General features: G+C 69.3%; 21 protein-coding genes. 15 read left to right on the top strand and 6 right to left on the bottom strand.

The window, feature by feature from the left end:
* The first annotated feature begins 19 nt into the window (after positions 1–19).
* Together XAN126_RS0100165 and hemN are read left to right on the top strand one after the other, a co-directional pair.
* Complete coding sequence (locus XAN126_RS0100165; protein WP_024276573.1) at positions 20–3,577, top strand: tetratricopeptide repeat protein; 3,558 nt, start codon at positions 20–22, stop codon at positions 3,575–3,577.
* 86 nt (positions 3,578–3,663) lie between these two features.
* Positions 3,664–5,058 carry an oxygen-independent coproporphyrinogen III oxidase gene (hemN, locus tag XAN126_RS0100160; protein ID WP_029876511.1) on the top strand — a complete coding sequence of 465 codons (1,395 nt, stop codon included), beginning with the start codon at positions 3,664–3,666 and terminating at the stop codon, positions 5,056–5,058.
* Between the two features lie 212 nt (positions 5,059–5,270).
* Here hemN and XAN126_RS25880 read toward each other — a convergent pair whose 3' ends face one another.
* A complete protein-coding gene (locus tag XAN126_RS25880; RefSeq protein WP_024276571.1) occupies positions 5,271–6,026 on the bottom strand; it encodes a helix-turn-helix domain-containing protein in 756 nt (251 codons plus the stop codon).
* Positions 6,027–6,161: 135 nt separating this feature from the next.
* Between XAN126_RS25880 and XAN126_RS0100150 the strand changes: the two genes are divergently transcribed.
* The 9 genes from XAN126_RS0100150 (at position 6,162) to XAN126_RS0100110 (ending at position 19,181) form a co-directional block, all read left to right on the top strand.
* A complete protein-coding gene (locus XAN126_RS0100150) occupies positions 6,162–7,655 on the top strand; it encodes a PAS domain-containing sensor histidine kinase (protein WP_024276570.1) in 1,494 nt (497 codons plus the stop codon).
* Positions 7,648–8,283 (top strand): response regulator FixJ, encoded by a 636-nt coding sequence (fixJ, locus tag XAN126_RS0100145; protein WP_029556294.1) that lies wholly within the window; start codon positions 7,648–7,650, stop codon positions 8,281–8,283. The genes XAN126_RS0100150 and fixJ overlap by 8 nt, the downstream gene beginning before the upstream one ends.
* 132 nt (positions 8,284–8,415) lie before the next feature.
* Complete coding sequence (locus tag XAN126_RS0100140) at positions 8,416–8,805, top strand: response regulator (protein WP_024276568.1); 390 nt, start codon at positions 8,416–8,418, stop codon at positions 8,803–8,805.
* 96 nt (positions 8,806–8,901) lie between these two features.
* Positions 8,902–11,610 (top strand): bifunctional acetate--CoA ligase family protein/GNAT family N-acetyltransferase, encoded by a 2,709-nt coding sequence (locus XAN126_RS0100135; RefSeq protein ID WP_024276567.1) that lies wholly within the window; start codon positions 8,902–8,904, stop codon positions 11,608–11,610.
* Between the two features lie 202 nt (positions 11,611–11,812).
* Entirely contained in the window at positions 11,813–13,144 is a 1,332-nt protein-coding gene (locus XAN126_RS0100130; RefSeq protein ID WP_024276566.1) for a bifunctional diguanylate cyclase/phosphodiesterase, read from the top strand.
* Between the two features lie 80 nt (positions 13,145–13,224).
* A complete protein-coding gene (locus XAN126_RS0100125) occupies positions 13,225–15,411 on the top strand; it encodes an adenylate/guanylate cyclase domain-containing protein (RefSeq protein ID WP_029876509.1) in 2,187 nt (728 codons plus the stop codon).
* Between the two features lie 61 nt (positions 15,412–15,472).
* Positions 15,473–18,121 (top strand): ABC transporter ATP-binding protein/permease, encoded by a 2,649-nt coding sequence (locus tag XAN126_RS0100120; RefSeq protein ID WP_155982179.1) that lies wholly within the window; start codon positions 15,473–15,475, stop codon positions 18,119–18,121.
* A gap of 21 nt (positions 18,122–18,142) precedes the next feature.
* Positions 18,143–18,586, top strand: a complete 444-nt coding sequence (locus XAN126_RS0100115) for a Crp/Fnr family transcriptional regulator (protein WP_024276563.1) — start codon at positions 18,143–18,145, stop codon at positions 18,584–18,586.
* A 148-nt stretch (positions 18,587–18,734) separates the two neighbouring features.
* On the top strand, positions 18,735–19,181 hold the full coding sequence (locus XAN126_RS0100110) for a hypothetical protein (protein WP_024276562.1): 447 nt from the start codon (positions 18,735–18,737) through the stop codon (positions 19,179–19,181).
* Positions 19,182–19,199: 18 nt separating this feature from the next.
* On the opposite strand, the gene XAN126_RS0100105 is transcribed toward XAN126_RS0100110, so the two are convergent.
* From XAN126_RS0100105 to XAN126_RS0100090, 4 genes are all read right to left on the bottom strand, one after another.
* Positions 19,200–19,565 carry a helix-turn-helix transcriptional regulator gene (locus XAN126_RS0100105; RefSeq protein WP_024276561.1) on the bottom strand — a complete coding sequence of 122 codons (366 nt, stop codon included), beginning with the start codon at positions 19,563–19,565 and terminating at the stop codon, positions 19,200–19,202.
* Positions 19,566–19,757: 192 nt separating this feature from the next.
* Positions 19,758–20,669 (bottom strand): DUF2076 domain-containing protein, encoded by a 912-nt coding sequence (locus XAN126_RS0100100; RefSeq protein ID WP_024276560.1) that lies wholly within the window; start codon positions 20,667–20,669, stop codon positions 19,758–19,760.
* A 103-nt stretch (positions 20,670–20,772) separates the two neighbouring features.
* Positions 20,773–22,101 (bottom strand): flavodoxin-dependent (E)-4-hydroxy-3-methylbut-2-enyl-diphosphate synthase, encoded by a 1,329-nt coding sequence (gene ispG / locus XAN126_RS0100095; RefSeq protein WP_024276559.1) that lies wholly within the window; start codon positions 22,099–22,101, stop codon positions 20,773–20,775.
* Between the two features lie 115 nt (positions 22,102–22,216).
* Complete coding sequence (locus tag XAN126_RS0100090) at positions 22,217–22,696, bottom strand: Fur family transcriptional regulator (protein WP_081762784.1); 480 nt, start codon at positions 22,694–22,696, stop codon at positions 22,217–22,219.
* 310 nt (positions 22,697–23,006) lie between these two features.
* On the opposite strand from XAN126_RS0100090, the gene XAN126_RS0100085 reads away from it, so the two are divergent.
* The gene (locus XAN126_RS0100085; RefSeq protein WP_024276557.1) at positions 23,007–23,789 is read left to right on the top strand and encodes a 3-hydroxybutyrate dehydrogenase; all 783 of its coding nucleotides are present in this window, start codon (positions 23,007–23,009) and stop codon (positions 23,787–23,789) included.
* Between the two features lie 16 nt (positions 23,790–23,805).
* Positions 23,806–24,846 carry a patatin-like phospholipase family protein gene (locus tag XAN126_RS0100080; RefSeq protein ID WP_024276556.1) on the top strand — a complete coding sequence of 347 codons (1,041 nt, stop codon included), beginning with the start codon at positions 23,806–23,808 and terminating at the stop codon, positions 24,844–24,846.
* A 52-nt stretch (positions 24,847–24,898) separates the two neighbouring features.
* Here the strand turns inward: XAN126_RS0100080 and XAN126_RS0100075 are convergent, their stop codons facing one another.
* Positions 24,899–25,426 carry a hypothetical protein gene (locus tag XAN126_RS0100075; protein WP_024276555.1) on the bottom strand — a complete coding sequence of 176 codons (528 nt, stop codon included), beginning with the start codon at positions 25,424–25,426 and terminating at the stop codon, positions 24,899–24,901.
* Between the two features lie 85 nt (positions 25,427–25,511).
* Between XAN126_RS0100075 and XAN126_RS0100070 the strand changes: the two genes are divergently transcribed.
* Both XAN126_RS0100070 and XAN126_RS0100065 read left to right on the top strand, forming a co-directional pair.
* Complete coding sequence (locus XAN126_RS0100070) at positions 25,512–26,081, top strand: O-acetyl-ADP-ribose deacetylase (RefSeq protein WP_024276554.1); 570 nt, start codon at positions 25,512–25,514, stop codon at positions 26,079–26,081.
* Positions 26,041–26,835, top strand: coding sequence for an RNA pseudouridine synthase (locus XAN126_RS0100065; protein WP_024276553.1), 795 nt, complete (start codon positions 26,041–26,043; stop codon positions 26,833–26,835). The genes XAN126_RS0100070 and XAN126_RS0100065 overlap by 41 nt, the downstream gene beginning before the upstream one ends.
* Positions 26,836–26,918: the final 83 nt, after the last annotated feature.

The raw sequence follows: 26,918 nt of genomic DNA, 5'->3' as shown, positions 1-26,918 counted from the left end.
TCGATGCCAAGGTGGCCCCATGACCACCGCCATTCACTTCCGCACCTCCCCTGCGCTCACCCTCGACCGGGATCGGAAGAGGCTCCTGCGCGACATCGCTCTCGGCCACGTGCTGGCGACATCGATCGCGGCGCTGATGCTCGCGGCGGGACCGGCATGGGCGCAGTCGCCCCAGCCGTCGCAAGCGCCTCTGGCCCAGCAAGCGCCGCAGGCTCAACAGGCGCCGCAGGCTACTCCAGCGCCGCAGCCGCCGGAACTGACCGGAGCGGCGTGGGCGGCAGCGGATCGCGCTTATGCGGCCCAACGCGAGAAGAGATATGCGGACGTCGTGACCAATGCCCGCGAGGCGCTCAAGCTGCGTCCCGATGTGCCGCGGCTCTGGCTGCTGCTGATGGATGCGCTGGATGCCCAGGGCAAGACCGCCGAAGCGGTCGTCGCCGGCAACGCGGCCATCGCCGCCGGCATCACCGACCAGGCGCTCACGGCCCGGGTTCGCGCGCAGAGCCGCGTGCTGGCGCAGGAGCCCTCTGTCGCCGCGAACAAGGCGCTGGAGGCATCCAACCCGAAGGCCGCCATCGAGCAGGCCCGCAAGGCCGTCGCGCTGGTGCCCGACGACCTCAGCTATCGCGTGCTGCTCGTCTACACGCTGCTCGCGGACGGCCAGCTGGAGGCGGCCGACAAGGCGGCGAGCGAAGCCATCCAGGTGGATCCGCAGTCTTTCCTGCCGCGCACGCTGCGCGGCTATGTCCGGCTGCGCCTCGGCAAGGTGGCGGAGGCGGAACAGGATTTCGACACGGCATTGAAGGACGAGGTGCTCACCGGGCCCACCGCCCACGATGCGCGCCTCGTCATGGCGGATGCCGCCATCGCCGCCGGCCACCCCCAGCGGGCAATCAAGCTTCTGGAACCGGTGGAGCCCGATGCGGCGGTGCAGGCGCGCCTGCGTGTCGCCCGCGCGCAGGAGCGCAATCCGAAAGTCGTCCCGGCCAATGCCGCCCAGACGCTGCCGGTGCCGTTCCAGAAGTGCACCGACACGCCCTATGGCCCGTCCTGCAGCCTCATCCCGGCAACCACGCCGCCCGGCGGCGGTGTCAGCGACACCCCCGGCTACGATGCCGCGCTCGAAGCCTTCGGCGCCTATCGCGAGGGAAATGACAACCTCTCCGAGGCGCGCATCCGGGAAGCGCTGAAGGAAAATCCCGGCAATGCCCAGTGGCGGCGCCTGCTGATCGATTCGCTCGATCGCTCCAAGAAGTACAAGGAGCTGGATGTCGCCATCCGCGACGCCATCAGCCAGGGCGACAACGACCCCTCTTTGATCGCCCTGCGCGCGGCCAACGACAAGCGCCTCGCCGAGCCGATGGCCGTGCAGGCCATCAAGGACATCGGCCGGGGCAAGGCCTCGACCGCCGTCACCTCGGCGCGGCAGGCGGTGGAGCGGGCGCCGGACGCGCTCATCTTCCGCATCGTCCTCATCGATGCGCTGATGGCCGCCGGCCAGTTCAAGGACGCGGAGACGGCGGCCTCGGGCGCCGTCGCGGACAATCCGAACGAGCCGCTGCCCCACATCCTGCGCGCGTGGCTGCTGCAGAAGACCGGCCAGCGCGACGAGGCGGCGCGCGAATTCGACACCGTGCTCAACAGCAACCTGCTGACCGACCTCGAGGAGCTGAACTACCGGCTCATCGCCGCGAACGCCGCCATGGCGGCCGGCAAGCCCGAGGAGGCGCTGAAGGCGCTCGAAGCCCTCGACGCCGACAAGAACAAGGAGGTCGGCGTCCTGCGCAAGCAGGCGGAGGCGCAGGTGAAGGCGCCGAACGCCGCCAAGCCGTCCCTCCAGCAACCCGCCGTGCTGTGCCAGCCGACCAGCTACGGCGTCATCTGCTCGGTGTTCGCCAATCCGCAGATGCAGGCGCCGGGCGTCGCCGGCCTCAATCCGGGCTCCCCCGGCTATGCCGCCGCCAGTGCCGCCTATGCCGCGTTCGGCCGCAAGGACTATGCGACCGCCATCGCCGAGGCGCGCCGCGCAGTGAATGCCGAGCCCGGCAACCGCAATTACCAGACCCTGCTCCTCAACGCCCTGTCGTCGGCCGGCCGCTACGGCGAGGCCGAGGCGGTGGCGAGCCGGCTGCTCGCGGCAAGCCCGCGCGACGCCACCCTGCTGGTGCAGCGGGCCAACCTGCGCATGCAGGCCAAGGACTTCTCTGGCGCCGTCGCCGATTACAAGGCGGCGCTGGGCTCCCCCAACCTGCCGCCGGCCCAGGTGCGCATCGTGCGCCTCGGCCTCGCCGACGCGGCGCTGTCCGCCAAGCAGCCGGAAATCGCGATCTGGGCGCTCGAGCCATACGCCAACGAGGACAGCTACGAGGTCCAGGCGCGCATCGGCTTCGCCTCCCTCGCGCTCGACGACAAGGAAGGGGCGCTCGCGGCCTTCACCCGGGCCGCGGCCCGGGCGCGCACCTCGCAGGAGCGGATGGCGATGCTCTCCGCCCGCATCGGCGTGCTCTCCCAGCTCGGCCGCAAGGACGAGGCGCGCGCGCTGTTCCAGAATGCCTACAACAGCGGTGCCCTGCGCGGTCTGAAGGCGGTGGACCTCGCGGTGCTGGCGAGCCAGGCGGGCGAGGACGAGCTCGCCTACGAATATTTCTCCGAGGCGAACAGCCGCTGGCGGCTGCGCGGCACCAACCTCATCAATGCCGCGTACAATGCCCGCCGCACCTATCACAATGCGGAGGCGGTCGATTACTTCAAGTCGGCCATCGACGAGGCGCGGGACGGCAAGCTCCAGCTCGATCCGCAATATCTCTTCGGCCTCAGGCGCGAGGTGGCCGAGCTGACGCGCACCTGGGGCGCCTACGCTTCGGTAAGCTACGGCCCGGTGGGCGTGGCGCCCGGGTCCTACCTCGTCCCGCAGACATCGAACGGCGCCAACCACACGGTGGGCGCGGGCGGCGAAATCTACTGGCGCCCGCCCGGAATCGGCTATCGCGACGGCTCGATCTTCGAGCTGTTCGTGCGTAGCTTCGGCACAGTCTATGCGGACAATGGCGGAGCCACCGGCTTCGACACCATCCAGGGCTCGGTCGGTGCGCGCTGGAAGCCGTTCTCGACCGAGAACCTGGTGTTCGAGATCTCCTACCTCTTCCCGGTCGGCCAGTATTCCCGCAACGATCTTCTGCTGCGCGCCGCCTATTCCAAGGCTGAGGGCACCGACCTTCGGGTCGACGTGGACAATTGGCGGGCCTGGCAGATCTATGCGGACTACAATTACTTCGTGAGCCTGCCGGAGACGGTGGCCACCTTCGAAGGCCGCTACGGCCAGGCCTTCCGGATGGACGCCATCTCCGACCATCTGGTGCTGTGGCCTTATCTCGCCATCGGCGGCGGCTACGACACCGCCTATGCGACGCCGTTCGCCATGGGCATCGGTCCGGGCATCACCGCCCGCTACTGGTTCAACGAGGACGAATACACCGCTCCGCGCTCCTACCTCGACTTCACGCTCCAGTATCGCTGGAAGCTTGCGGGCGACGACCGGGCCCAGGGCATCTTCGCCGGCGCCTTCCTCTCCTACTGAGCGGGAAGACGGAACAAGCACCTGAAGGAACAAGGGCTTGCGCCACATCAAGGCGCAAGCCGGCAGCCGGCGGCATGGTCGCCGGCATGACCTGCCCCGATATCACCTGCCCCGATACGAACACTGTTCTCGCCCGCTACGGGCAACCGGTGCCGCGCTACACCAGCTACCCCACCGCGCCGCACTTCTCCCCGGAGGTCGATGCCGCGACCTATGCCCGCTGGCTCAAGGAGCTGCGGCCGGACGGCACGGTCTCGGTCTACATCCACGTTCCGTTCTGCGCCGAGCTTTGCCTCTATTGCGGCTGCCAGACCGCCGTGGCGCGCAGCCGCACGCCGGTGAAGGCCTATGCCGACCGGCTCGTGGACGAGATCGGCCTTGTCGCCCGCCACCTGCCGGGACGGATGAAGCTGAGCCACCTGCATTTCGGCGGCGGCACGCCCACCATGCTGGCGGATGAGGACTTCGCCGCGATCATGCTGGCGCTGCGCGATGTCTTCGCCTTCGCCGACGATGCCGAGATCGCCATCGAGATCGACCCGCGGGTGATGGATGCCGACAAGGTGGCGGTGCTCGCCCGCGAGGGCTTCAACCGCGCCAGCCTCGGCGTGCAGGATTTCGATCCGAAGGTGCAGGAGGCCATCGGCCGCCACCAGTCGCTGGAGGAGACGCAGGCGGTCGCCGACGCGCTCCGGGCGGCGGGCATCTGCGCGCTGAACCTCGATCTCATGTACGGCCTGCCGCATCAGAATCAGGCCTCCGTGCGGCGCACGGTGGAAGCGGCGCTGGCGCTGGACGCCGACCGCATCGCCGTGTTCGGCTACGCCCATGTGCCGTGGATGAAGAAGCATCAGGCGCTCATTCCCGAGCACGCCTTGCCCGGCCCCGCCGAGCGGCTCGCCCAGGCGGAGCTGGTGGCCGACATCCTGGCGGCGCATGGCTATCGTGCAGTGGGGCTGGACCATTTCGCCAAGGCGAACGACCCCATGGCCCAGCGCGCGGCGGACGGCTCGCTCAAGCGCAATTTCCAGGGCTACACCACCGACGACGCGCCGGTGCTGATCGGCTTCGGCGCCTCGGCCATCGGCGCCCTGCCCCAGGGCTATGTGCAGAATCTCGCCGCCACGCCCCAGTGGCACAAGGCAGTGGAGGCCGGCGCGCTGCCCATCGCCCGCGGCATCGCGGTGAGCGACGAGGACCGGCTGCGGCGCCATGTCATTGAGCGGCTCATGTGCGACCTCGCGGTCGATCTCGACGACGCCTGCAGGAGCTTCGGCTTCCCGCCGGAGACGTTCGCGGACGAGATCGAGGCGCTGAAGCCCCTGATCGCCGACGGTCTGGCGGTGCGCCGTGGCGCGGTAGTGGAAGTGCCGGAGGCGGCGCGCCCGTTCACCCGGGTGGTGTGCGCCGTGTTCGACGCGCGCCTGGTGGCCAGTCGGGCGGCGGCGCCGGAAAAGAAGCGGCACGCCGCCGCCGTCTAGAGCATTTTCGAGCGAAGTGGATTCCGGTTCGCGTGAAGAAAATGCGTACTATCAAAAACCTGGAGCATTTCCGGCGGACCGGAACAGGCAGGAGCGTGCCGAACGCATCGAAGCCGGAGGGCAAAGAAAAGGCCCGCCGAGGCCAGGGGCCGGAGCGGGCCAAGGGGGAACGCTGCTAATCGGAGAGAGCGCAGCGTGCCGGGGGAAGAACTTTAGGAGTTCAGGCGCTTCAGCGTCGCGCCGTCACGCAGCAGCACACGGCGCGAGGACGGCAGCGCGATGGCGGAAATCTCTTCGAGATGCGTGAGGGTGCGCGACACGGTCTCGATGGTGAGGCCAAGGAAGTCCGCGATGTCCTGCCGCGACATGGGCAGCGTCACCTCGATCCCGTTCGGCCCCTGGCCCGCGCCGGCGCGCTCGGCCATGTCGAGCAGGAAGGTGGCGACCCGCTCCTGAGCGGTCTTGCGGCCGAGGACGAGGAGGTGATCCTGGGCGCGGCCAAGCTCGGCCGCGGTCAGCGCCCACAGGGCATGGGCGAGTTCCGCGTCGTCGGAGGCGCGGGAGAACAGGATCGAGCGCTTCACCCGCACGATCTTGCATTCGCTCACCGCCTCGGCGGAGAAGCGATGGCGGCCGGTCATCTCCCAGCCGAACACGTCGCCGGGGAGGCAGAAGGTCTCGATCTGGCGCCGGCCGTCGCCGAGCAACTTGCAGATGCGCACGGCGCCGGACAGAACGATGTAGAGATTTTCGGCCGGCTGGTCCTCGCCGAAGATTTCGGCATTGCGGGCATAGCTCGCAACCACTCCGAGGCGCGCGACCACTTCAGTGGGGGTTCGCGTGTCAGCCTCCTCGGTCCAGCGATGGGCGGGCCGTGCAGAAGACAGGGGCTCGGCGAAAGACTTGCTGTCGTAAGCCCGGGGCTGGGCGTAGGTCTTGTGGGCGATCGCTGCTGCGGGGCTCGGCATCGGTTGACCCTTCCATCGGAGTTGAGAAAGGGATAACCGGCGGAACGCACGGGAAAAATTCGGATCGAACACTTAAGTCGGTCCCCTTAGGTACTATTACGTAGCGGCGGGACGTCGCATAAAGTGGCGGTTGGCATGGCATTGGTGGCGGCGGAGGGGCCGGTGGCGCACGGGAACAAGCAGATGCTCGGCGATGCTGCGCGCGGCACTGCCGCGGCGCTCGTCGCCCTTCTGCTTTGCCGTCTCGCCGGGCTTCAGCCGCTGAGCGGAGAAGCGCTGCTGCTGCAGCTCGCGGTCATCATCCTGGTGTCCGGACGCGGCCTCGTGGCGGGAGGCGCGGCGGTCGCCGTCGCCTTTGCCGGCGGCGTCGCGCTGCGCGGCCTTTCCAGCATCGATGCGCGGCTCGATCTCGCGGCGCCGGCGCTGTTCCTCGCGGTGGGGCTCGGCATCGCGGTGCTCGGCGAGCGCCTGCGCCGCACCCGCCTCGATGCGGCGGCGCGCGACCGCGACCTTTTGGCCCGCGAGGCGCACCTCTCCTCCATCCTCGACACCGTGCCCGACGCAATGGTGGTGATCGACGAGCGCGGGATCATGCGCTCCTTCTCCACCGCGGCGGAGCGCCTGTTCGGATACACCGCAACCGAGGCGGTGGGGCAGAATGTCTCGGTGCTCATGCCCTCGCCCCATCGCGAGGGGCACGATGGCTATATCGCGCGCTATCTTGCCACAGGCGAGCGCAGGATCATCGGCATCGGCCGCGTGGTCGTGGGCGAGCGCAAGGACGGCACCACCTTTCCCATGGAGCTGGCGGTGGGCGAGATGCGCTCCACCTCCGAGCGCTTTTTCACCGGCTTCATCCGTGACCTGACCGAGCGGCAGCAGACCGAGGCCCGCCTCCAGGAGCTTCAGGCCGAGCTGGTCCACATCTCCCGCCTCACCGCCATGGGCGAGATGGCCTCGACGCTGGCCCACGAGCTCAATCAGCCATTGTCCGCAATCGCGAACTACATCAAGGGCTCGCGCCGCCTTCTGGATGCCGGCACGGTACGGGTCGAGCTGTTGCAGGGGGCGCTCGAGAAAGCCGGCGAGCAGGCCCTGCGCGCCGGCCAGATCATCCGCCGCCTGCGGGATTTCGTCTCCCGCGGCGAGAGCGAGCGGCGGGTGGAGAGCCTCGCCAAGCTGGTGGAGGAAGCAAGCGCCCTTGCCCTGGTGGGGGCGAAGGAGCACGGCATCCAGGTGCGCTTCCTCTACGACCCGAAATGTGACCTCGTCCTCGCCGACAAGGTGCAGGTCCAGCAGGTGCTGCTGAACTTGATGCGCAACGCCCTGGAGGCGATGATGGAGACACCGCGTCGCCAGCTTCTGGTCAGGACGGAGGTGGTAGAGGACGACATGGTGATGATCAGCGTCTCGGATACCGGGCACGGCATCTCAGCAGAGATGGGCGCGCAGCTGTTCACGCCGTTCGTCACCACCAAGCGGCATGGCATGGGCGTGGGGCTTTCCATCTCGCGCACCATCATCGAGGCACATGGGGGCCGCATCTGGGCCGAGCCCAATCCCGGCGGCGGCGCCGTATTCCGTTTCACCCTCCGCGCCGTGGGCGATGCGGAGGCGGTGCATGATTGAGGAGACAGCGGTGATCCACGTCATCGACGACGACGATGCGGTGCGCGAATCCCTCGCCTTCCTGCTCTCGACCGCCGGCCACGTGGTGCACGAGCACGCATCCGCCCGCCTGTTCGTTGAGGCGGGGCTGCCCGCCGCCGACCCGGCCACGAGCTGCATCATCACCGACGTGCGCATGCCGGGCATGACCGGCATCGATCTGCTCCAGCATCTGAAGGACAAGGGGTCCAGCGTCCCGGTCATCGTCATGACCGGCCATGGCGACGTGCCGCTGGCGGTGGAAGCCATGAAGCTCGGCGCCGCCGATTTCCTGGAGAAACCGTTCGACGACGTGGCTATCCTCGACACCGTCAAGTCGGCGCTCGACCGCCGCCAGAAGACCAGCCAGCACGATGCCCTGCGCGAGCAGGTGGTGGACCGCATCGGCGGCCTGTCCCAGCGTGAGCGGCAGGTGCTGGAGTGTCTGGTTGCCGGACAGGCCAATAAGACCATCGCCTATGAACTCGGCATCAGCCCCCGCACGGTGGAGGTCTACCGGGCCAACGTGATGACCAAGATGAAGGCGCAGAGCCTGTCGGAGCTGGTGCGCATGGCGCTGCTCGCCGGCATCGCGCCGCGCCCGACCTGAACCGCCCTTCCGGCATCGAACTGCGCTCCTCAGCCCGCTTGATCTAACGCAAGGCCCCGGAGCCCCCTCCCAAAGTAGGTTATGAGCACCGACCACGCGGACCCGCGAACGGGTCGTGGGAGAATCGTTGGGATGATGGCGTTGGAAGAGCCGCCCGCGTTCGTCGTCCATATCGTCGACGATGACCCGGCGGTCTGCAATTCACTGAAATTCGCCCTGGAGGTGGACGGCTTCAACGTGCAGACCTATGCGCGCTCGGAGGACGTGCTTGCGGCCGACCTGTCCTGTGGCGGTTGCATGATTGTGGACTACAATCTCCCCGGGATCAACGGTCTCGACCTGTTGCGCGAGCTCGACCGGCGCCACGTCCATCTGCCGGCCTTCCTCATCACCAGCAACCCGGCCCTGCATGTGCGCCGGCGCGCCACCGACCAGGGGGTCGCGATCATCGAGAAGCCGCTCCTCGGCAACCAGCTGGCCGAGGCCGTGCGCGACAGCTTCGTGCGCTCCCGCCCCTGCTGAGACGATTTCGCCTTCCCCACCTGCCCCATTTTCCCTAGCGTTACCGACGGACCGCCGCGCCGAACCTGAGGCGGGGTCCGAAGCATCGAGGCCGCCATGACCACGCGCAATCTCGACGCCCTCTTCCATCCCCGTGCCATTGCCCTGGTGGGCGCCAGCAACCGCACCGGCACCGTCGGTGCGCTGGCCGCGCGCAACCTGTTCGAGGCTGGGTTCGAGGGGCCCATCCTCTCCGTCAATCCGAAGGAACGGGCCATCCGCTCCTCGCTCAACTACGCCTCGGTGGCGGACCTGCCCATCCCGGTGGACCTCGCCGTCGTCGCGGCGCCGCCCGACGAGGCGCCCCGCGTGATCTCGCAGCTCGGCGAGAAGGGCTGCCGCGCTGCCGTGGTGCTTCCGGCCGGCTACGGACCTGGCGAGCAGTTCGAAGGGGCGGAACAGCGTCAGGCGCTCCTGGATGCGGCGCGTCCGCACCTCCTGCGCATCATCGGGCCGAACGGTCTCGGCTTCATCTCCACCCGCCCGCACATCAACGCCAGCATTGCCCACCTGATGCCGGCCAAGGGCGACGTCGCCTTCGTCAGCCAGTCCGACACCATGACCGCGGCGGTGCTCGACTGGGCCCACGCCCGCGGCTTCGGCTTTTCCCATGTGGCGGCGCTGGGCGAGAAGGCGGACGTGGATTTCGGCGACCTGCTCGACTATCTCGCCCTCGACAACACCACCCGCGCCATCCTGCTCTATGTCGAGAGCATCGCGGATGCGCGCAAGTTCATGTCGGCCGGGCGCATCGCGGCGCGCGCCAAGCCGGTCATCGTCATCAAGGCCGGCCGCAGCGTGGCGGGAGCGCAGGCCGCGCTCTCCCACACCGGCGTGCTCGCCGGCAGCGACCTCGTGTTCGACGCCGCGCTCCGCCGCGCCGGCATGCTGCGCGTGCACGAGATGCGCGAACTGTTCGAGGCGGTGACGACGCTCTCCGCCGGCATCCGCCTCACCGGCGAGCGGCTCGCCATCCTCACCAATGGCGGCGGAGCCGGCGTGGTGGCGGTGGATGCGCTGGAGGGCAGTGCCGGCCGGCTCGGCACCCTCCTGCCGGCGACGGTGGAAGCGCTCGACAAGGTGCTGCCCCGCACATGGTCGCGCTCCAATCCCGTGGATATCCAGGCGGATGCGGACGGCGCACGCTACGGCGCCGCCCTCAAAGCGTTACTCGCCGACAAGGGTTCCGACGCCGTGCTGGTGCTGCACGCGCCCAACGCCCTTTCCGACAGCAGCGCCGCCGCCGACGGGGTGATGGCGGTGCTGGAGGCACGCCAGCGCGCGCCCGTGCTCACCTGCTGGCTCGGCGAGAGCGCCGCCGCCAACGCCCGCCGCCGCTTCGCCGGCCGCCGCATTCCCACCTACGACACGCCGGACGAGGCGGTGCGCGCCTTCGGCCATCTGGTGGCCTACCAGCGCAACCAGACCCTTCTCATGGAGACGCCGCCCGCGCGCTCCTTCGACGAGCCCGACCGCCCCGCCGCCCGCCGGCTGGTGGAGGGGGTTCTCGCCGCCGGCCGCTCGGCCCTGACCGAGGTGGAGGCGAAGGCGGTGCTCGCCGCCTATGACATCCCGGTGGTGGACACCCGCATCGCCACGAGCCCCGAGGAGGCCGGGCGCCTTGCCGAGGCCATCGGCTTCCCGGTGGTGGTGAAGGTGCTGTCCCACGACCTCACCCACAAGTCCGACGTGGGTGGCGTGCGGCTCGACCTGCGCTCCTCCACAGCGGTCGAAGACGCCTGCCGGGCCATCATCGCCTCCGTCGCAGAGAAGCGTCCCGGCGCGCGCATTGAGGGCTTCACGGTGCAGGCGATGATCCGCCGGCCCAATGCCCAGGAGCTGATCGCCGGCATCGGCTACGACAAGACCTTCGGCCCGGTGGTGCTGTTCGGCCAGGGCGGCACGGCGGTGGAGGTCATCGGCGACCGGGCGGTGGCGCTGCCGCCGCTCAACGGGGTGCTGGCCCGCGAGATGATCGAGCGTACGCGGGTGGCGAAGCTGCTCGCCGGCTATCGCGACCATCCGCCCGCCGACATGAATGCGGTGGCCGGCACGCTGGTGAAGGTGGCCGAGCTGCTCGCCGACCTGCCGCAGATCGCCGAGCTGGACATCAACCCGCTGCTCGCCGACGAGCACGGCGTCCTCGCCCTCGACGCCCGCATCGTGGTGCATCCGACGCGGGTGGAAGGCACGGACCGCTTCGCCATCAAGCCCTTCCCGTCCGACCTGTCGAAGACGCTGGAGCTGACCGACGGCTCGACCGTGGCGCTGCGGCCGATCCGGCCGGAGGACGAGCCCGGACTTGTGGACGTGGTGCACCGCTCCGACCCGCAGGATGTGCGGATGCGCTTCCTCGGATCGGTGAAGGACTTCCCGCACCTGATGGCGGCCCGCCTGTCGCAGATCGACTACGACCGGGAGATGGCCTTCGTGGCGCAGGAGGACAACGGGGACATCTGCGGCGTGGTGCGCATCATCGCGGACCCCGACAACGACGCCGCCGAATACGCGATCATGGTTCGGTCGGATTTCAAGGGCAAAGGCCTCGGCTTCCAGCTGATGAGCGAGATTCTCGCCCACGCCAGAAAGAGAGGACTGCGGCAGGTGTTCGGAGACGTGATGCGCGAGAACGGCCCCATGCTGCGCCTCGCCGAGGATCTCGGCTTCAAGGCGACTCCGGGCAGCGACGACCCCTCGGTGATGCGCGTGGTCCTCAACCTTGACGTGCCGTCCGATGTTAGTGCCCAGATACCAGAGGAAGCTTGACGCTCGTGAACGTTACGGCGATATCCCTATTGCCACCGCTCGGGGGACGCTCCACGATGCCGTTGGTTTCCGAGCTCGAACAACCGGCGACGACGAGCGCTGGAAGGGTTCGGGGGAGGAAAAGATGCGCCGGAGGCCGCCCGACCACCCCCTTGGTGGCAGGGATCGGGAACGCCGTCGCCATGACCGGCAAGAGTGAATCGTGAGCGATGCCAATGAAGTAGCGCGAGGCCCCTGGCAATCGGAATATCTTGCGCTGCATGATCCCGTAACCAGTCTGCCGAACCGCCTTCTGATGATGGAGTTCCTCGCCGGCGCGCTCAGCTCGCCGCAGGAAGGCCGGCGCACGCTCGCCGTGTTTGCGCTCGACATCGACAATTTCCGCCAGCTCAACGAGATGTACGGGCTCGCCTCCGGTGACCTGATCCTCGCGGAGACCGCGCGACGGTTGCGCCGCTGTGTCCGCGACAACGATCTCGTCGCCCGCGTCGGCGCCGACGAGTTCATTCTGGTCGCCACCGGCCTCGCCGATTCGAAGGCCGTGGACGGGCTCCACCGCCGGTTGCAGGCCGCGCTGAGCGTGCCGGTGGCGCTTCCCTCGGGGGCCGTCGCCTATCCACAGGCCGACATGGGCATCGCGCTCGCACCTCTCGATGCCCACGAGCCCGACAGCCTGATCCATTGCGCCGAACTCGCCCTCAACCGGGCGAAGGACGAGGGGCCGGGCGCCTGCTGCTACTTCGCGGCCGACATGAACGACGAGATGGCCGGGCGCCGGACGCTGGAAGGTGATCTCAGGCGCGCCATTGTCTCGGACGAATTCGTGCTGCTGTTCCAGCCGCGCTGCGACGCGCGCACGCTGGAACTGCTCGGCGTCGAGGCGCTGATCCGCTGGGATCATCCCCAGCTCGGCCGCCTCGCCCCCGACGAGTTCGTGCCCATCGCCGAGAAGAGCGGGCTGGTGATTCCGCTTGGCGAATGGGTGCTGCGCAAGGCCTGCGACACCATCTCCCGCCTGCCCGAGCTGAACGTCTCGGTGAACGTCTCCGTGGTCCAGTTCCGAAACGGCGAACTGGTGGGCACAGTGGAATCCGCGCTCCGGGCCACCAGCCTGCCGGCCCACCGGCTGGAGCTGGAGATCACCGAGAGCGTGTTGATCGAGAACACCGACAAGGCCCTCGACATCCTCGAAGGGCTGAAGAAGCTCGGCGTCCGCCTGTCCATGGACGATTTCGGCACCGGCTATTCCTCGCTCGGCTATCTCCGCACCTTCCCGTTCGATGCGCTCAAGATCGACCGCCGTTTCGTCGGCGACCTCGACCAGAGCAAGGGCGCGCTCGCCATCGTGCAGGCCATCCTCGGCCTCGGCCGGGCGCTCGGGATGCAGGTGGTGGCCGAAGGCGTGGAGACGGAAAGCCAGCTCGCCGTCCTCAAGGCCGATTCCTGCGACGAGGTGCAGGGCTTCTATCTCGGCCGTCCCATGACCGAGGAAGCGCTGCGCGCCTACATCGCCGAGCGGCGACTGGCGAGCTGAGCCGCCGCCTTTCACCCCGCCTTCCGCCTCGTCTTTTGCCGCGCTAGGCTCCCGTCGTCGCAACGGAAATCGCCTGCCGCATGTGGTCCCGCCTCTATTGGCTCGCCGTCGGCGGCCCCCTTGCAGCCGGCCTTCTGGTGATGGGGGCCGATCCCTCGCCCTTGCAGGATCTGCGCAACGGCCTGTTCGACCTCTACCAGCGCGCCGCCCCTCGCCCGTACGACCCCGATCTGCCGGTGCGGGTGGTGGACGTGGACGACGCCTCCCTCGCCCGCGTGGGCCAATGGCCGTGGCCTCGCACCACCATCGCCGAGCTGACGCGGAAGCTGGCTGGCCTCGGTGCGGCGGCCATCGCCTTCGACATGGTGTTTTCCGAGCCGGACCGGCTCGACCCCGCGAGCGTGGTGAAGCTGCTGCCCGCCGAGGCCCGCGCCCCGGCCGAGGCGGCGCTGGCCGGCCGCGACAGCTCCGACCAGCAACTCGCCGCGACGCTCAAGGCCAGCCCGTCCGTGCTCGGCGCCATCCTCACCCACGGCACGGGCGGCGCCTATGCGGAGAAATGGGGCATGGCCAGCGCGGGCGACGATCCACGCGCCTTCGTGCCGCGCTTCTCCGGCGCCGTCGCACCTTTGCCGGAGCTGGCCGCTGCCGCCCGCGGTATCGGCGCGCTGAACTGGCTGCCCGATCGCGATCAGGTGGTGCGCCGCGTGCCCATCCTCCTCGGCCTCGACGGAAAGCTGGTGCCGAGCCTGTCGGCGGAAGCGCTGCGCGTGGCGCAGGGCGCGTCCACCTATGTGGTGCGCGCCTCCAATGCCAGCGGCGATCAGGCCTTCGGCACCAAGTCCGGCATCACGGCGGTGAAGATCGGCGCCCTCGATGTGGCGACCGATGCCGCGGGCGAGGTGCGGGTGCGCTTCACCGCGACCGACCCGCGCCGCTTCCTCTCGGCCGCCGACGTGCTGGACGGCAAGGTTCCGCCCGCCGAGGTGGAGGGGCGCATCATCCTCGTCGGCTCCAGCGCGCCGGGGCTGATGGATACGCGCGCGACACCCCTCGATGCCGCCGTGCCCGGCGTGGAAATCCAGGCGCAGCTCATCGAGCACATCGTGGCTGGCGCCCGCCTCGTTCGGCCGGACTGGGCGCGCGGCGCGGAGATCGTGCTCACCGGCCTGCTCGGGCTCCTGCTGGCGCTGGCATTGCCCCGCGTGTCCGCGCCCGTCGCCGGGGTGCTCGGCCTCGCCGTAGTGGCGGCGCTTGGCGCGGGGGCGTGGCTGGCCTTCACCCGCTTCGACCTGCTTCTCGACCCCATGGGGCCGGGGGCGGCGGTGCTCGGCGTGTACGGCACGGGCGTGCTCGCCCTCTATCGCGACGAGCAGCGGCAGAAGAAATGGGTGCGCTCGGTGTTCGGCCGCTTCGTCTCACCCAAGGTGGTGGAGCGGCTCGCGGAGAACCCTGAACGCCTCGTCCTCGGTGGCGAGACCCGCGAGATCACCATCCTGTTCTGCGACCTGCGCGACTTCACCTCCCTGTCCGAGACCATGGACGCGCAGGCCCTCACCCGCTTCATGAATGCCTATCTCACGCCCATGACGGAGGTGGTGCTCGCCCATGGCGGCACCATCGACAAGTACATTGGCGACGCCATCATGGCCTTCTGGAACGCGCCGGTGGACGATGCCGCCCACGCCCGCAACGCCGCGCTCTGCGCCCTCGCCATGTCGGCCCGGCTGGAGGCGCTGAACGCGGAGTGGCGCCGCGCGGCGGAAGCGCAGGGGCGGCCGTGGCACCCCGTGCGCTGCGGCATCGGGCTCGCCACCGGGCCCTGCTGCGTGGGCAATCTCGGCTCGGCGCAGCGGCTCGAATATTCCTGCCTCGGCGACGACGTGAACCTCGCCTCCCGCATCGAGGGTGCCACCAAATCCATGCGGGTGGACATCCTCGTCTCCGAGGCGACGCGCGAGGCGGCGGGCGACCTCGCCTTCCTCGAAGCCGACCTCCTCATGCTCAAGGGCAAGTCCAAGGCGAGCCAGCTTTATCTCCTCGCTGGCGACCCGGATTTCTCGCGGTCCGACGCCTTCTCCCGACTGGAAGAACGGCACGGCGCGCTGATGGCCGCCTACGGCGCGGGAAGCTTCGGAGAGGCGGAGGCGCTGGCCGAAGCGCTCGCGGCGAGCGCACCGGCGCGGCTGGCCCGCTTCTACGGCCTCTATGCGGAGCGGTGCCGGGGTGCGGCAGACCAGACCGATGCGCCGGCGGCCTCGGCCTGAACGCTCCCGCCACCAGTCTTACCCCTTGCCAACACGCTAGACCGCCTGCAGAAAAGTCGTGATGAGCGGCACGGATCGAGCCTCCCCGAACGGTGGAACGACCCCGGCGACGCGGGAAGCGCTCCCGCGCGACGTGCTCACCTATCTCTGGCGCGCCGAGCCGCTGTCCCACATCAAGCTGTTCGCCCTCGTCCTGCTGCTGCTGCCGTTCAATTACGCCTCGCTGGAACTGCCGCGCCTCATCGTCAACGGCGTGACGGATTCCATCGGCGGGACGGTGCCTAAGCTGTTCGACTTCGATCTCGCCTGGCCGGACTTTCTCGGCGGCGGGATGATCCTTGATCTCTCCGGGTTCGAGGTGTCCGCCTTCGGGCTGCTCGCCGGGCTTGCGGCGCTGCTGTTCGCGCTGCAGCTCATCCAGCAGCACATTTCCCGCCTCATCGAGATGGCGAAGGCCCGGCTCGGCGAGCGGATCATCGTCGGGCTGCGCCGCCAGCTGTTCGACGTCATCCAGCGCCTGCGCCCCGAGGCGCCGATGAAGAGCAAGGCGATGGAAGTGGGCAATATGCTGCGGTTCGAGGTGGGGCCCATCTCCCCCTTCGCCGGCATGGCCTTCGCCCAGCCGCTGAAGTCCGCCGGCCTCATCGGTTCGGCGACGCTGCTCATCTTCACCCAGAATGCGACGCTGGGCGGATGCGCCATCGGCATCCTCGCGCTCAACTACGTGCTGCTCGGCATCCAGCGGCGCGACAACGCCCACAAGCTGCAGATTTACCAGCGCGAGGCGGTGGCGCTCGGAAAAAGGGTGATGGCCGGCATCGACCGCCTGCCCCTCGTCCACGGCTTCGCCACCAGCCCCTGGGAACGCGCGGCGGTGGACGGGCGCCTCGCCGTGGTGTCCGAGGCGAGCCTCGACCTCAAGCGGCAGAACTTCACCGACCGGGTGCTGAACCTGCTCATGTCGGACGTACCGACGCTGGTGTTCTATTTCGTCGGCGGCTGGCTGGCGCTGACGGGGGCCATCAATATCGGCCAGCTGGTGGCGGTGGTCGCGGCCTACGGCCAGATCCCCGAGCCGCTGAAAGAGCTGATCGAGTGGGACGAGAAGCGCGTCGTCGCCCAGGTGCGCTACGACTTCGCCCGCTATTACCTCGAAACGCAGGAAGTCTGGCCCAAGGGGTCGCAGGACGATACGGGCTGGGAGGGCCTCCCCTTCGACGGCGGGATGAAGATCGCCGACCTCGGCGTGGTGGACCCCGCCGGCAGCCTTCTCCTCGATGGTGTGAGCCTCGATGTGCCCGCCGGCACGGCGGTGGCGCTCAAGGGACCGGATGCCGGCGGCAAGCATGCGGTGGCGCGCGTCTGCGGCCGTGCCATCTCGCTCTACAGTGGCTCGGTGCGCATCGGCGGGCACGATCTTTCGAGTGTCCCTGAATCCGTCATCGGCCGACACGTCGCCTATGCCGGCGGCGATCCCATCGTGCTCAACGCATCCCTGCGCGACAACATGCTGTGCGCGCTGGAGCGCCGCCCCGGCCGGCCCGCCCCCGGCGCCACCGAGCCCGAGCCTGCCGGCCTCGACGACGCGGCCCAGCTCGACCGGGCGATCCTCGCCGCCTTGGGCCTTGCCGGGCTCGGCGACCTCGTGGTGCGGCTCGGCCTCGAACGCCGCCTCGATCCCGAGGCCAGTCCGGCGCTGGCCGAGCGCATCGTGACCGCCCGCGCGGCCGTCACCGATGCCATCTCCCGCCGCCAGCAGGAAACGGGGCGTGTGCTGATCGAGCCGTTCCGCTTCGCGGCCTTCAACCGCTTCATGACGCTGGCGGAAAACATCCTATTCGCGGCGCCACTGAACGACACGCGCGGTGCCGCCTCGCTCCTCTCCGACCCCGGCCTGATGCCCGAGCTAGAGCGGCTCGGCGTCGCCGACGATCTGACCGCCCTCGGCCTCAGCGCCCTGCGCACCCTCGCGGAGCTCGCCGGCGGGCAGGACGCCATCGCCGACATCGACACCAAGGGCCTGCTGCGTGCGGAAGAGATGGTCGCCGCGCGCACCCTCCTCGCCCATGCCGGCACCGGCGTCGGTTTGGCGCCGGACGAGCGGGCGCTGCTGCTGCGCGTCGCCGGACGCTATTGCGAGCCGCGCCACCGCTTCGGCCTCATTGATGAGGACTGGCAGCAGCGGGCGCTCGCCACCCGCGCACAATTGGCCCATCTGAAGGAGGTGTCCGGCACACCCCTCGCCCGCTACCAGCCGGACAGCTACTGCCGGGCGCTGCCCGTGCGCGACAACCTGCTGTTCGGCCGCATCGCCGCCGACCGCGCCGGGGCTGCCGCCACGGTGGACGATCTGGTGCGCGAATGCCTGAAACAGGACGGCTTCATCGCCCAGGTGGAGCGCCTGAGCCTCGACGTGGCGCTGGGCGAGGGCGGCCTGCCCCTCTCGGCCGCCGAGCGCGGCAAGCTGACCCTCGCCCGCTGCCTCGTGGCGGAGCCCGATCTGCTCATCATCGACGACGCTCTGGCCCCGCTGGCGCCGTCCGAGCAGAGCCGGCTGATCGAGACCGTGCTCGCCCGCCGCGAAGGGCGCACCACGCTTGTGGTGCTCGATTCCGCCGAGCCGCTCGAACTATTCGCGCAGGTCATCGTGCTCGCCCACGGGCAGGTGGAGCGCATCGAGGGGGCGGAACTCTCCGCCACCGGGACGTGAAGGGTCGACAAGGATCAGGTCATGAGCATTGAAGACGAGGCCCGCGTCCTCTCCCGCATCCCCATGTTCCGCGATCTGGAGCCGAGCCAGCTGAGGCTGCTCGCCTTCTCCGCGACGCGGCTCGACGTGGCGCCGGGGGACGTGCTGTTCCATCAGGGCGAGGCGCCCGACGCCGCCTATGTCATCCTCGACGGCACCGCTGTCATCGAGGTGACGGCCGGCGGCACCACCCATGAGATCACCCGCCTCGCCAAGGATACCGTGGTGGGCGAGATGGGCGTGCTCACCGGCGAAGCCCGTAGCGCCACGGTGCGCGCGGGTGAGCCCATGAGCGTGCTGCGGATGGAAACGGACCTGTTCCTCGCGCTGCTGGACAAGACACCCTCCCTCGCCCGTTCAGTGCTGCGCGACCTCGCGCTGCGGCTTCAGGAGACGACGCGCGCGCTGGTGAAGGCGCGGGGCTGACGACGACTTCGGCCGTGTCGGCAGCGGCTCCCAAACCTCTGAGCCGGATCATCTTTTCACTGCCGCGCCATCGCTCTCGCCGCTTGCATCCCGCAAGGTAAGACGCCACCATGGATCACCAATGAAAAGGTCCATGGGGGGTACACACATGAAGATGGTGAAAGCCGTGGTGGGTCTCGCGCTGGCCCTCAGCCTTGCCGCCTGCTTCGAAGGCAAGCCCGGCCCGGCCGGCCCCGCCGGGGCAGCGGGCGCTCAGGGGCCCGCGGGGGTTGCCGGTCCCGCCGGCCCGGCGGGTGCGCCTGGTCCGGCTGGCCCCGCAGGTCCGGCCGGTCCGCAGGGCGCGCAAGGTCCGGTCGGCCCGGCTGGCGCCGCCGGTGCCGCGGCCTCGGCCAACATCACGCTCCGCGCTTCGGCGTGTCCCGAGGCCGGCTGCCTCGCCTCCTGCGAGACCGGCGAGAGCGTCATCGGCGGCTATTGCGTGAATGTGGACCGCGGCATGCAGCACATCGCCGTCTTCTCGGCACGCGGCGACAAGACCGAGGTGGAATGCCTTCATCCGGTGAAGCAGGTGGTGGCGGTCTGCCTCAAGCCGTGAGGGTGCGACGCGGCGTGTCTAACCCCGGCGTCGCAGGATCTTGAGGCGCCCCAGCAGCTCGGCCACCGCCTCCTGCGGCAGGTGGCCGATCTCGCGGGCGAGCAGGTTGGCCAGCTCGGTGGCCTGCGGCGACAGATCGGCGGTATCCACCACCACCCGCGGCTGCGACAGCTCGGCGAGGCGCTGGAGATCCTCCGCCTCGTCCCAGATCACGTTGAAATAGGCGATGATGCGCTGGGTGAGCGCCCAGGTGGGCTTGCCGCGCTTTCCGGTCTCCAGCGCAGAGAGATAGGTGGGCGTGACGCCGATGGCCCGCGCCATCTCGGTGAGGGTCACGCCGCGTTGGGCGCGCAGGTCGCGCACCCGGCGTCCGAAGGGCGTCATGCCGGGGTCCTTGTGGTTCCACCCATTTTCGTGGTGCAGGGGCGAGCCGGAAGGCCGCGCCCCACACATCAGACCGGATAGCCCCATCACCCGCGGCTCGTCCATGGGGAAGCACAAGGGAAAGCCTGCCGGCAAACGAAAACGGCGGCGCAGAGCGCCGCCGTTCGTTCACGCATCGATCCTGTCGGGATGTCAGGTCCAGCTGCTGTCGTCGCCGCCGCCGTCATCCCAGCCGGCCTCGTCGCCGATGTCGTCATAGCCGGTGTCTTCGGGCCCGGCCTCCTCATAGCCAGCTTCTTGGCCCGCCTCTTGCTGGCTCGAGCCGTTCCAGAAATTGTCGGTGCCGGCGTTCTGACCGCCCAGCGCCGCCTGGGCGTCCTGGCCGAGATTGCCGGTGCCGGGGGTTTCGGGCTTGCCGAGTTCGGCCGCGGCCGCATGGGCCACCGCGCCGCCGCCACCGGTCATCATGTTCTTGATGCCGTCATAGAGCAGCGCGCCACCGGCGACACCCGCCGCCGTGGCGAGCGCCCCCTGCAGGAAGCCGCCGCCGCTGCGTTGCGGCTGGGGCGGCGCGGCCTGCTGGGCCCACGGTCCGCCCTGCTGGCCGTAACCACCCTGCTGGGGATAGCCCTGCTGCGGATACCCGCCTTGCTGGGCATAACCCTGCTGGCCGTAGCCAGCGGGCAAACCCATGGGCTGGCCCGGCTGCGGCTGGGTCGAAGACTGGCCCCAAGGCTGGCCGGAGGAAGGCTGGCCCGCATACTGGCCGCCGTCCCGCGCGCCTGCGGACGGAACGGACGAGCGCCCGCCGCCGAACAGGCCGCCAAGGAAGCCACCGGACGACCCGGACGAACGCTGCTGCGCCTCGGCCGCGCGGACTTCGGCATCGGCGAGCTGGGCCTCCAGATCCTGCACGCGGCCATAGGCCTGCTGCAGGGCGTGCTCCTGCACCAGAACGCTCTGGGCGAGGGCATAGGTGGCGTGGGGTGCCTCGGCGACGCGGCGCGCGATCAGCGCCTCGGCCTCCGCATCGCGCGGCTGGCTGGCAACACTGCGCATGCGATCGAACAGGCCGTCGATCAGGGCACGTTCCTCGGGGGTCATTTCCGCCTCCGGTGAGTGGATGGCGAGGATATGAGCAGACGAGCATGGCCGGGGAAGGGCTCCCCGCATGAAATTTTTGTAACGCCGCGGTAGCGGAGCAGGGTCACTCCGCCGCGTCGGCCGGGGTTCCGCTCTCGGCCGCGCCCGCCCCGCCGCCGATGCCGAAGCGCTTCGCCACATAGGCTTCCACCATCTGGCGGAACTCCTCCTGGATGTTGGCGCTGCGCAGGGTTGCGACCTTCTTGCCGTCGATGAAGACGGGGGCGGAGGGCGTCTCGCCGGTGCCGGGCAGCGAGATGCCGATGTCGGCGTGCTTGGATTCCCCCGGCCCGTTCACGATGCAGCCCATGACCGCCACATTCAGCGTCTCGACGCCGGGATATTGCGCCTTCCACACCGGCATCCGGGTGCGGATCATGTCCTGCACGCTCTGCGCCAGCTCCTGGAACACGGTCGAGGTGGTGCGCCCGCAGCCGGGGCAGGCGGCCACCAGCGGAACGAAGGTGCGCAGGCCCATGGTCTGCAGGATTTCCTGCGCCACCTGCACCTCGCGGGTGCGGTCGCCGTTGGGCTCGGGGGTCAGCGACACGCGGATGGTGTCGCCGATGCCCTGCTGGAGCACCACGCCCATGGCCGCCGTGGAGGCGACGATGCCCTTCGATCCCATGCCCGCCTCGGTGAGGCCGAGGTGCAGCGCATAGTCCGAGCGGCGGGCCAGCTCGGAATAGACCGCGATCAGGTCCTGCACCGCCGACACCTTGGCGGAGAGGATGATGCGGTTGCGGCCGAGGCCGATCTCCTCCGCCAGCGCCGCCGAGAGCAGCGCCGAGCGCACCAGCGCCTCGCGCGTCACCGCCCGCGCTTCCGCAGGCTTGGGCAGGCGGGCGTTCTCGTCCATCAGGCGGGTCAGCAGCTCGCCGTCGAGGGAGCCCCAGTTGGCGCCGATGCGCACCGGCTTGTCGTACTTCATGGCGGTTTCGACGATGGCGGCGAACTGCCGGTCCTTCTTGTCGCCGAAGCCCACATTGCCGGGATTGATGCGGTATTTCGCCAGCGCTTCCGCGCAAGCGGGATGATCGGCCAGCAGCTTGTGGCCGATGTAATGGAAATCGCCCACGAGGGGCACGTCGATGCCCTGCGCCAGCAGCTTCTCGTGGATGTGGGGCACGGCGGCCGCCGCCTCGTCACGATCCACCGTGATGCGCACGATCTCGGAACCGGCGCGGGCGAGCGCCGCGATCTGACGCACGGTGCCGGCGATGTCGGCCGTATCGGTGTTGGTCATGGACTGGACCACCACCGGCGCCCCGCCGCCGACCATCACCCGGCCGACGGGAACGCCCACCGTCATGTGACGGCGGGCCGGCCCGGCCTCAAGCAGCTCGACGGGAACCACGGGCGCGGCGCTGGTGAGGGTTTCGGCGCTGGTCATGGGTCTGGTCCTCGAACGACGGGCGATCCGCAGGTGTACGGCGCCGGGGCAGGCGTGGACCGCATTACGGACGGCGATGCGGCCGGGTTTCGAGTAGGCCGGGGGCAGGAAAGAATCAACCGCCGGCGGTTTCCTTGGCCTCTCCCTTGGCCGCAGGCGCAGGGGCGGCGGACGCCGCCTCCCGGCAATCGGCGCAAGTGCCGGCGACCTCCAGCACCCGCTGGCGGGGCTCGAAGCCGGCAGCCCGCGCTGCCCAGGCGAGATCACGGCCGATGGCATGGGAGGCCACCTCTCGCGTCAGGCCGCAGCGCTCGCAGATGAGGAAGACCACCACGTCGGTATCATCGTGAGGATGGGCGCAGGCAAGAAAGGCATTGCGGCTCTCGATGCGGTGGGCGAGGCCTTCGGCCACCAGGAAATCGAGCACCCGATAGACCGACATGGGCGGCGCCGGATCTCCCGCGGCCGAGAGCTTCTGCACGATCTCGTAGGCGCCGAGCGGCACATGGCTCTCCGCCAGCGCCTTCATCACGTTGCGCCGCAGCGGCGTCATTCGCAGGCCCTTGCGCGCGCAGCACTCCTCCACGCGCGACATGGCGCCTGCCACGCATTGGCCGTGGTCGTGGTCCTTGGTATGGGCGTCGGTGCTGGTCACTCTGCAAATCTAGTGGATGTCCCCCGTTTCCGCCACGGGTCGGGTGAACGAAGGGAGGACGGGAAGTCTCGCCGGCCGGATTGCACCGCAGCGGACGGCGTTGCAATGTGCCGGCCGCAGGCACGCCTGCGTGTGATGGTCTTGCGAGCCAGCGCGGCGCTCGGGCACCGCGTGACAGCAGCGTCACACCGTTCCGCTACACCGTGCCGCCGGCCCCGCAGGGGCCGTGCCGCCTTTTCGGGGAATAGCCATGCTCAAGGGGAAGGTCGCCGTCGTCACCGGGTCCACCAGCGGAATCGGGCTCGCCTATGCCCGGGCCTTCGCCAAGGAAGGCGCGAACGTCGTCATCAACGGCCTCGGCGACGCCGCCGCCATCGAGAAGGAGCGTTCCGCCATCGAGAGCGAGTTCGGCGTGAAGGCGCTCTATTCGCCGGCCAACATGCTGAAGGCGGACGAGATCGAAGGCATGGTGAAGCTCGCCGAGACCGAGCTGGGCGCCTGCGACATCCTCGTGAACAACGCTGGCATCCAGCACGTGGCGCCGATCGAGGAATTCCCGATCGACACCTGGAACACCATCATCGCCATCAACCTGTCGGCGGCCTTCTTCGCCATGCGCGCGGCCATCCCCGGCATGAAGGCGCGGAAGTGGGGCCGCATCATCAGCACGGCCTCGGCCCACGCCCTCGTCGCTTCGCCCTTCAAGTCCGCCTATGTCGCGGCCAAGCACGGCATCGCCGGCCTGACCAAGACCGCGGCGCTCGAGACCGCGACCTTCGGCATCACCGTGAACGCCATCTGCCCCGGCTACGTCTGGACCCCCCTCGTGGAGAAGCAGATCCCGGACACCGCCAAGGCGCGCGGCATCACCGAGGAAGAGGTCAAGAAGAACGTTATTCTCGCCGCCCAGCCCACCAAGGAGTTCGTGACGGTGGAAGAGGTGGCTGCCTATGCCGTCTTCCTCGCCTCGGACAACGCCCGCTCCATCACCGGCTCCATGCAGCAGATCGACGGCGGCTGGGTGGCGGAGTGACGCTGGGTCTCCGGCCGTGACCCGGCGCGACGGCGTCAAGCCGCTCAGCCTCGCGCTCCAGGGGGGAGGCGCCCATGGCGCCTTCACCTGGGGTGTGCTTGATCGCCTGCTGCAGGACGAGCGAATCGCCATCGCCGGCATCACCGGCACCAGCGCGGGCGCCATGAACGCGGTGGTGCTCGCCGCCGGGCTCGCCAAGGGCGACCCGGAGGAGGCGCGCCACGCCCTGTCCCAGTTCTGGAAGGATGTGTCGCGCGACGGGCGGATGTCGCCCATCCAGCGCTCGGCTTTCGACCGGCTCATGGGCAACTGGTCGCTGGCCAAGAACCCGGTCTATCTCGCCTTCGAGGTGGCCTCGCGCTTCCTGTCGCCCTACGATTTCAATCCGCTGAACATCAACCCGCTGCGCGAGATTCTCGAAGCGCATGTGGATTTCGAGGCCATCCGGAAGGCGCAGGTGAAGGTCTTCATCTCCGCCACCAACGTCCACACTGGCCGCGCCCGCATCTTCGGGCACGAGGAGATGACGGCGGACGCGGTGATGGCCTCCGCCTGCCTGCCCTTCCTGTTCCAGGCGGTGGAGATCGACGGCGTGCCCTATTGGGACGGCGGCTACATGGGCAATCCGCCGCTGTTCCCGCTCTACGAGATGGCGGACGCGGACGACATCCTGCTGGTCCAGATCAACCCGGTGGTGCGCGAGACCACACCCCGCACCGCCAGCGAAATCCAGAACCGGATCAACGAGATCACCTTCAATGCCTCGCTGCTCGCCCAGTTGCGGGCCATCGATAATGCGGCGAAGCTGATCGAACAGGGGCTCATCAGCCGCTGGACCTTGGGCGGCTCGCCCTTCCGTCGGGTGCGGCTGCACCGCATCGGCGGCGAGCACCAGTTGGCGGCGCTGGACGCCACCTCCAAGCTCAACGCGGAATGGTCCTTCCTCCAGCACCTGCGCGACCTCGGACGGGCGGCGGCGGAGAGCTTCCTCGCCGAGCATTTCGACGACCTCGGCCGTCGCTCGACGCTGGATCTGAGGCTGGAACTGGCGGATTGAGACAGGCCCGCCGGAGCAGGCCTGTCGAAAGCGTGCTCAGCTGCGCGAGGCCTTAGCCACGCGAATCCTTTTTGGCCTGCGCCACCGCCACGAACTTGGTGACGCGGCCGGCCTCGCCGGAAGCCGAGCCGATGCGCTCAAGGCGCGTGCGCTCCTTGACCGTCATGCCGGTATTGGGCCGCGGCAGGTTCGCCGGGCGCTTGGCACGCTTGGAATCGCGCTTCAGCTCCAAGGCCTTGTGCGCATTCTCCACCAGCTCGGCCCGGGCCGACTGGGTGCGGCGGCGGGTCTGCTCGCGGCGGGCGCGGGTGAGGGCGTCGGTGAGGACGGAGGCTTTCTGGCGGTTGCCGGAATCGGCCTTGTCGAACGTCACTTCGCCGCGCCCACCCTTGCCGCGAAGGGCCCGTCGCTGGTTGTTCGCGATGGTGAGCGCGCGGTCCCTGCGCTCGCGCAGCTGGGCCACGAGGTCATTCACCTCGCCGTCGCCGAGTGCGCTCACCACGGGCTGGCGGGACTTCTCCACCAGCTCCATTTCCGAATCCGTGAGAAGGCGGCGTTCCGTCTTGCGGGGATGGGCCATGGGGCGGATCTCCTTCTTGTTTTCCGACCCCTATGGCTACGCCGCCGATTGTGAGGATTGTGAGACTGCCGCAGGACCGCCAGCCATGAACGAGACACCCGCCTCTCACCCCACGGAGCCGCGCGGCGCCACGGACTGCGCTGTAATCGTCGCCGACATCACCCGCCTCGACACTGACGCCATCGTGAACGCCGCCAACGCCTCCCTGCTCGGCGGCGGCGGCGTCGACGGCGCCATCCATCGCGCCGCCGGGCCGGAGCTGCTGGCGCATTGCCGGACGCTGGGCGGCTGCCCCACCGGCGAAGCGCGCCTCACCCCGGGATTCCGGCTCCCGGCGCGCCACATCATCCACACCGTCGGTCCCGTCTGGCGGGGCGGCGGCGCGGATGAGGATGCACTGCTCGCCTCCTGCTACGGGGAAAGCCTGCGGCGCGCGGACGAGGCCGGCCTCGCCTCCATCGCCTTCCCCGCCATCTCCACGGGAATCTATGGATTTCCGCCCGAGCGGGCCGCCCCACTGGCGGTCGGCGCCGTCCTCGCCCATCTTGGAGGCCCCGGCAGTGTGACCCGCGTGGTCTTCTGCTGCTTCTCGCAAGGCTCCGCCGACCTCCATCATGACGCCCTCCGCGCCCACGGCATCGCACCCCGCCCCTGAGACCGGGCGGGACCTCCCCCTCCTCCACCGCGATGGGCTGATGCTCATCATCGACAAGCCCTACGGCCTGCCCGTCCATGCCGGGCCGAAGGGCGGGGAGACGCTGGCCGATCATCTCGACGCTTTGCGCTTCGGCCTGCCTCGCGCGCCCGAGCTGGCGCACAGGCTGGACAAGGACACCTCCGGCTGCCTCGTGCTCGGCCGCCATACCAAGGCGCTGGCGCAGCTCGGAAAGCTGTTCGCCAGCGGCGCGGTGGGCAAGACCTATGTGGCCGTCACCCTCGGCGCCCCGGCGGCGGACGCGGGGCGGATCGACCAGCCCCTGGCCAAACGCTCGCCCCATCGCGGCTGGTGGATGCAGGCCGTGCCCAAGGGATCGCCGGGGGCGCAGGAGGCCATCACCGATTTCCAGGTGCTGCACCGGGCCGGCGACCTTGCGGTCATTGCGCTATCGCCGGTGACGGGGCGCACCCATCAGTTGCGCGCGCACCTCTCCCATCTCGGCACGCCCATTCTCGGCGATGCCATCTATGGCGGTGCCTCGCGCCTGCCCGGCGGACCGAAGCTGCACCTGCACTCCCGCCGCGTGGTGGTTCCCCTCAAGGCGGGCGCTCCGCCGGTGGATGTGAGCGCCCCTTTGCCGCCGCATATGTGCGAGACGCTTTCCCATCTCGGCCTCGATCCGGTTGCCGTGGGCACCGCCGCCGATCAGGTCGCATTCACCAAGCTCGGGACGGCTGAAAGCAAGGCCTGACCCATTTGTGAAGCGGGTTCCGTTGGGGCAATCTGGCCCGGAACTTGCTCCGTGTTAAGCTGGCTGACGAAGGGCAGGAAAGG

The organism is Xanthobacter sp. 126, from assembly GCF_000526175.1.
Classification (GTDB): domain Bacteria; phylum Pseudomonadota; class Alphaproteobacteria; order Rhizobiales; family Xanthobacteraceae; genus Xanthobacter; species Xanthobacter aminoxidans.
This window is presented reverse-complemented; position numbering and strand designations above follow the sequence as displayed.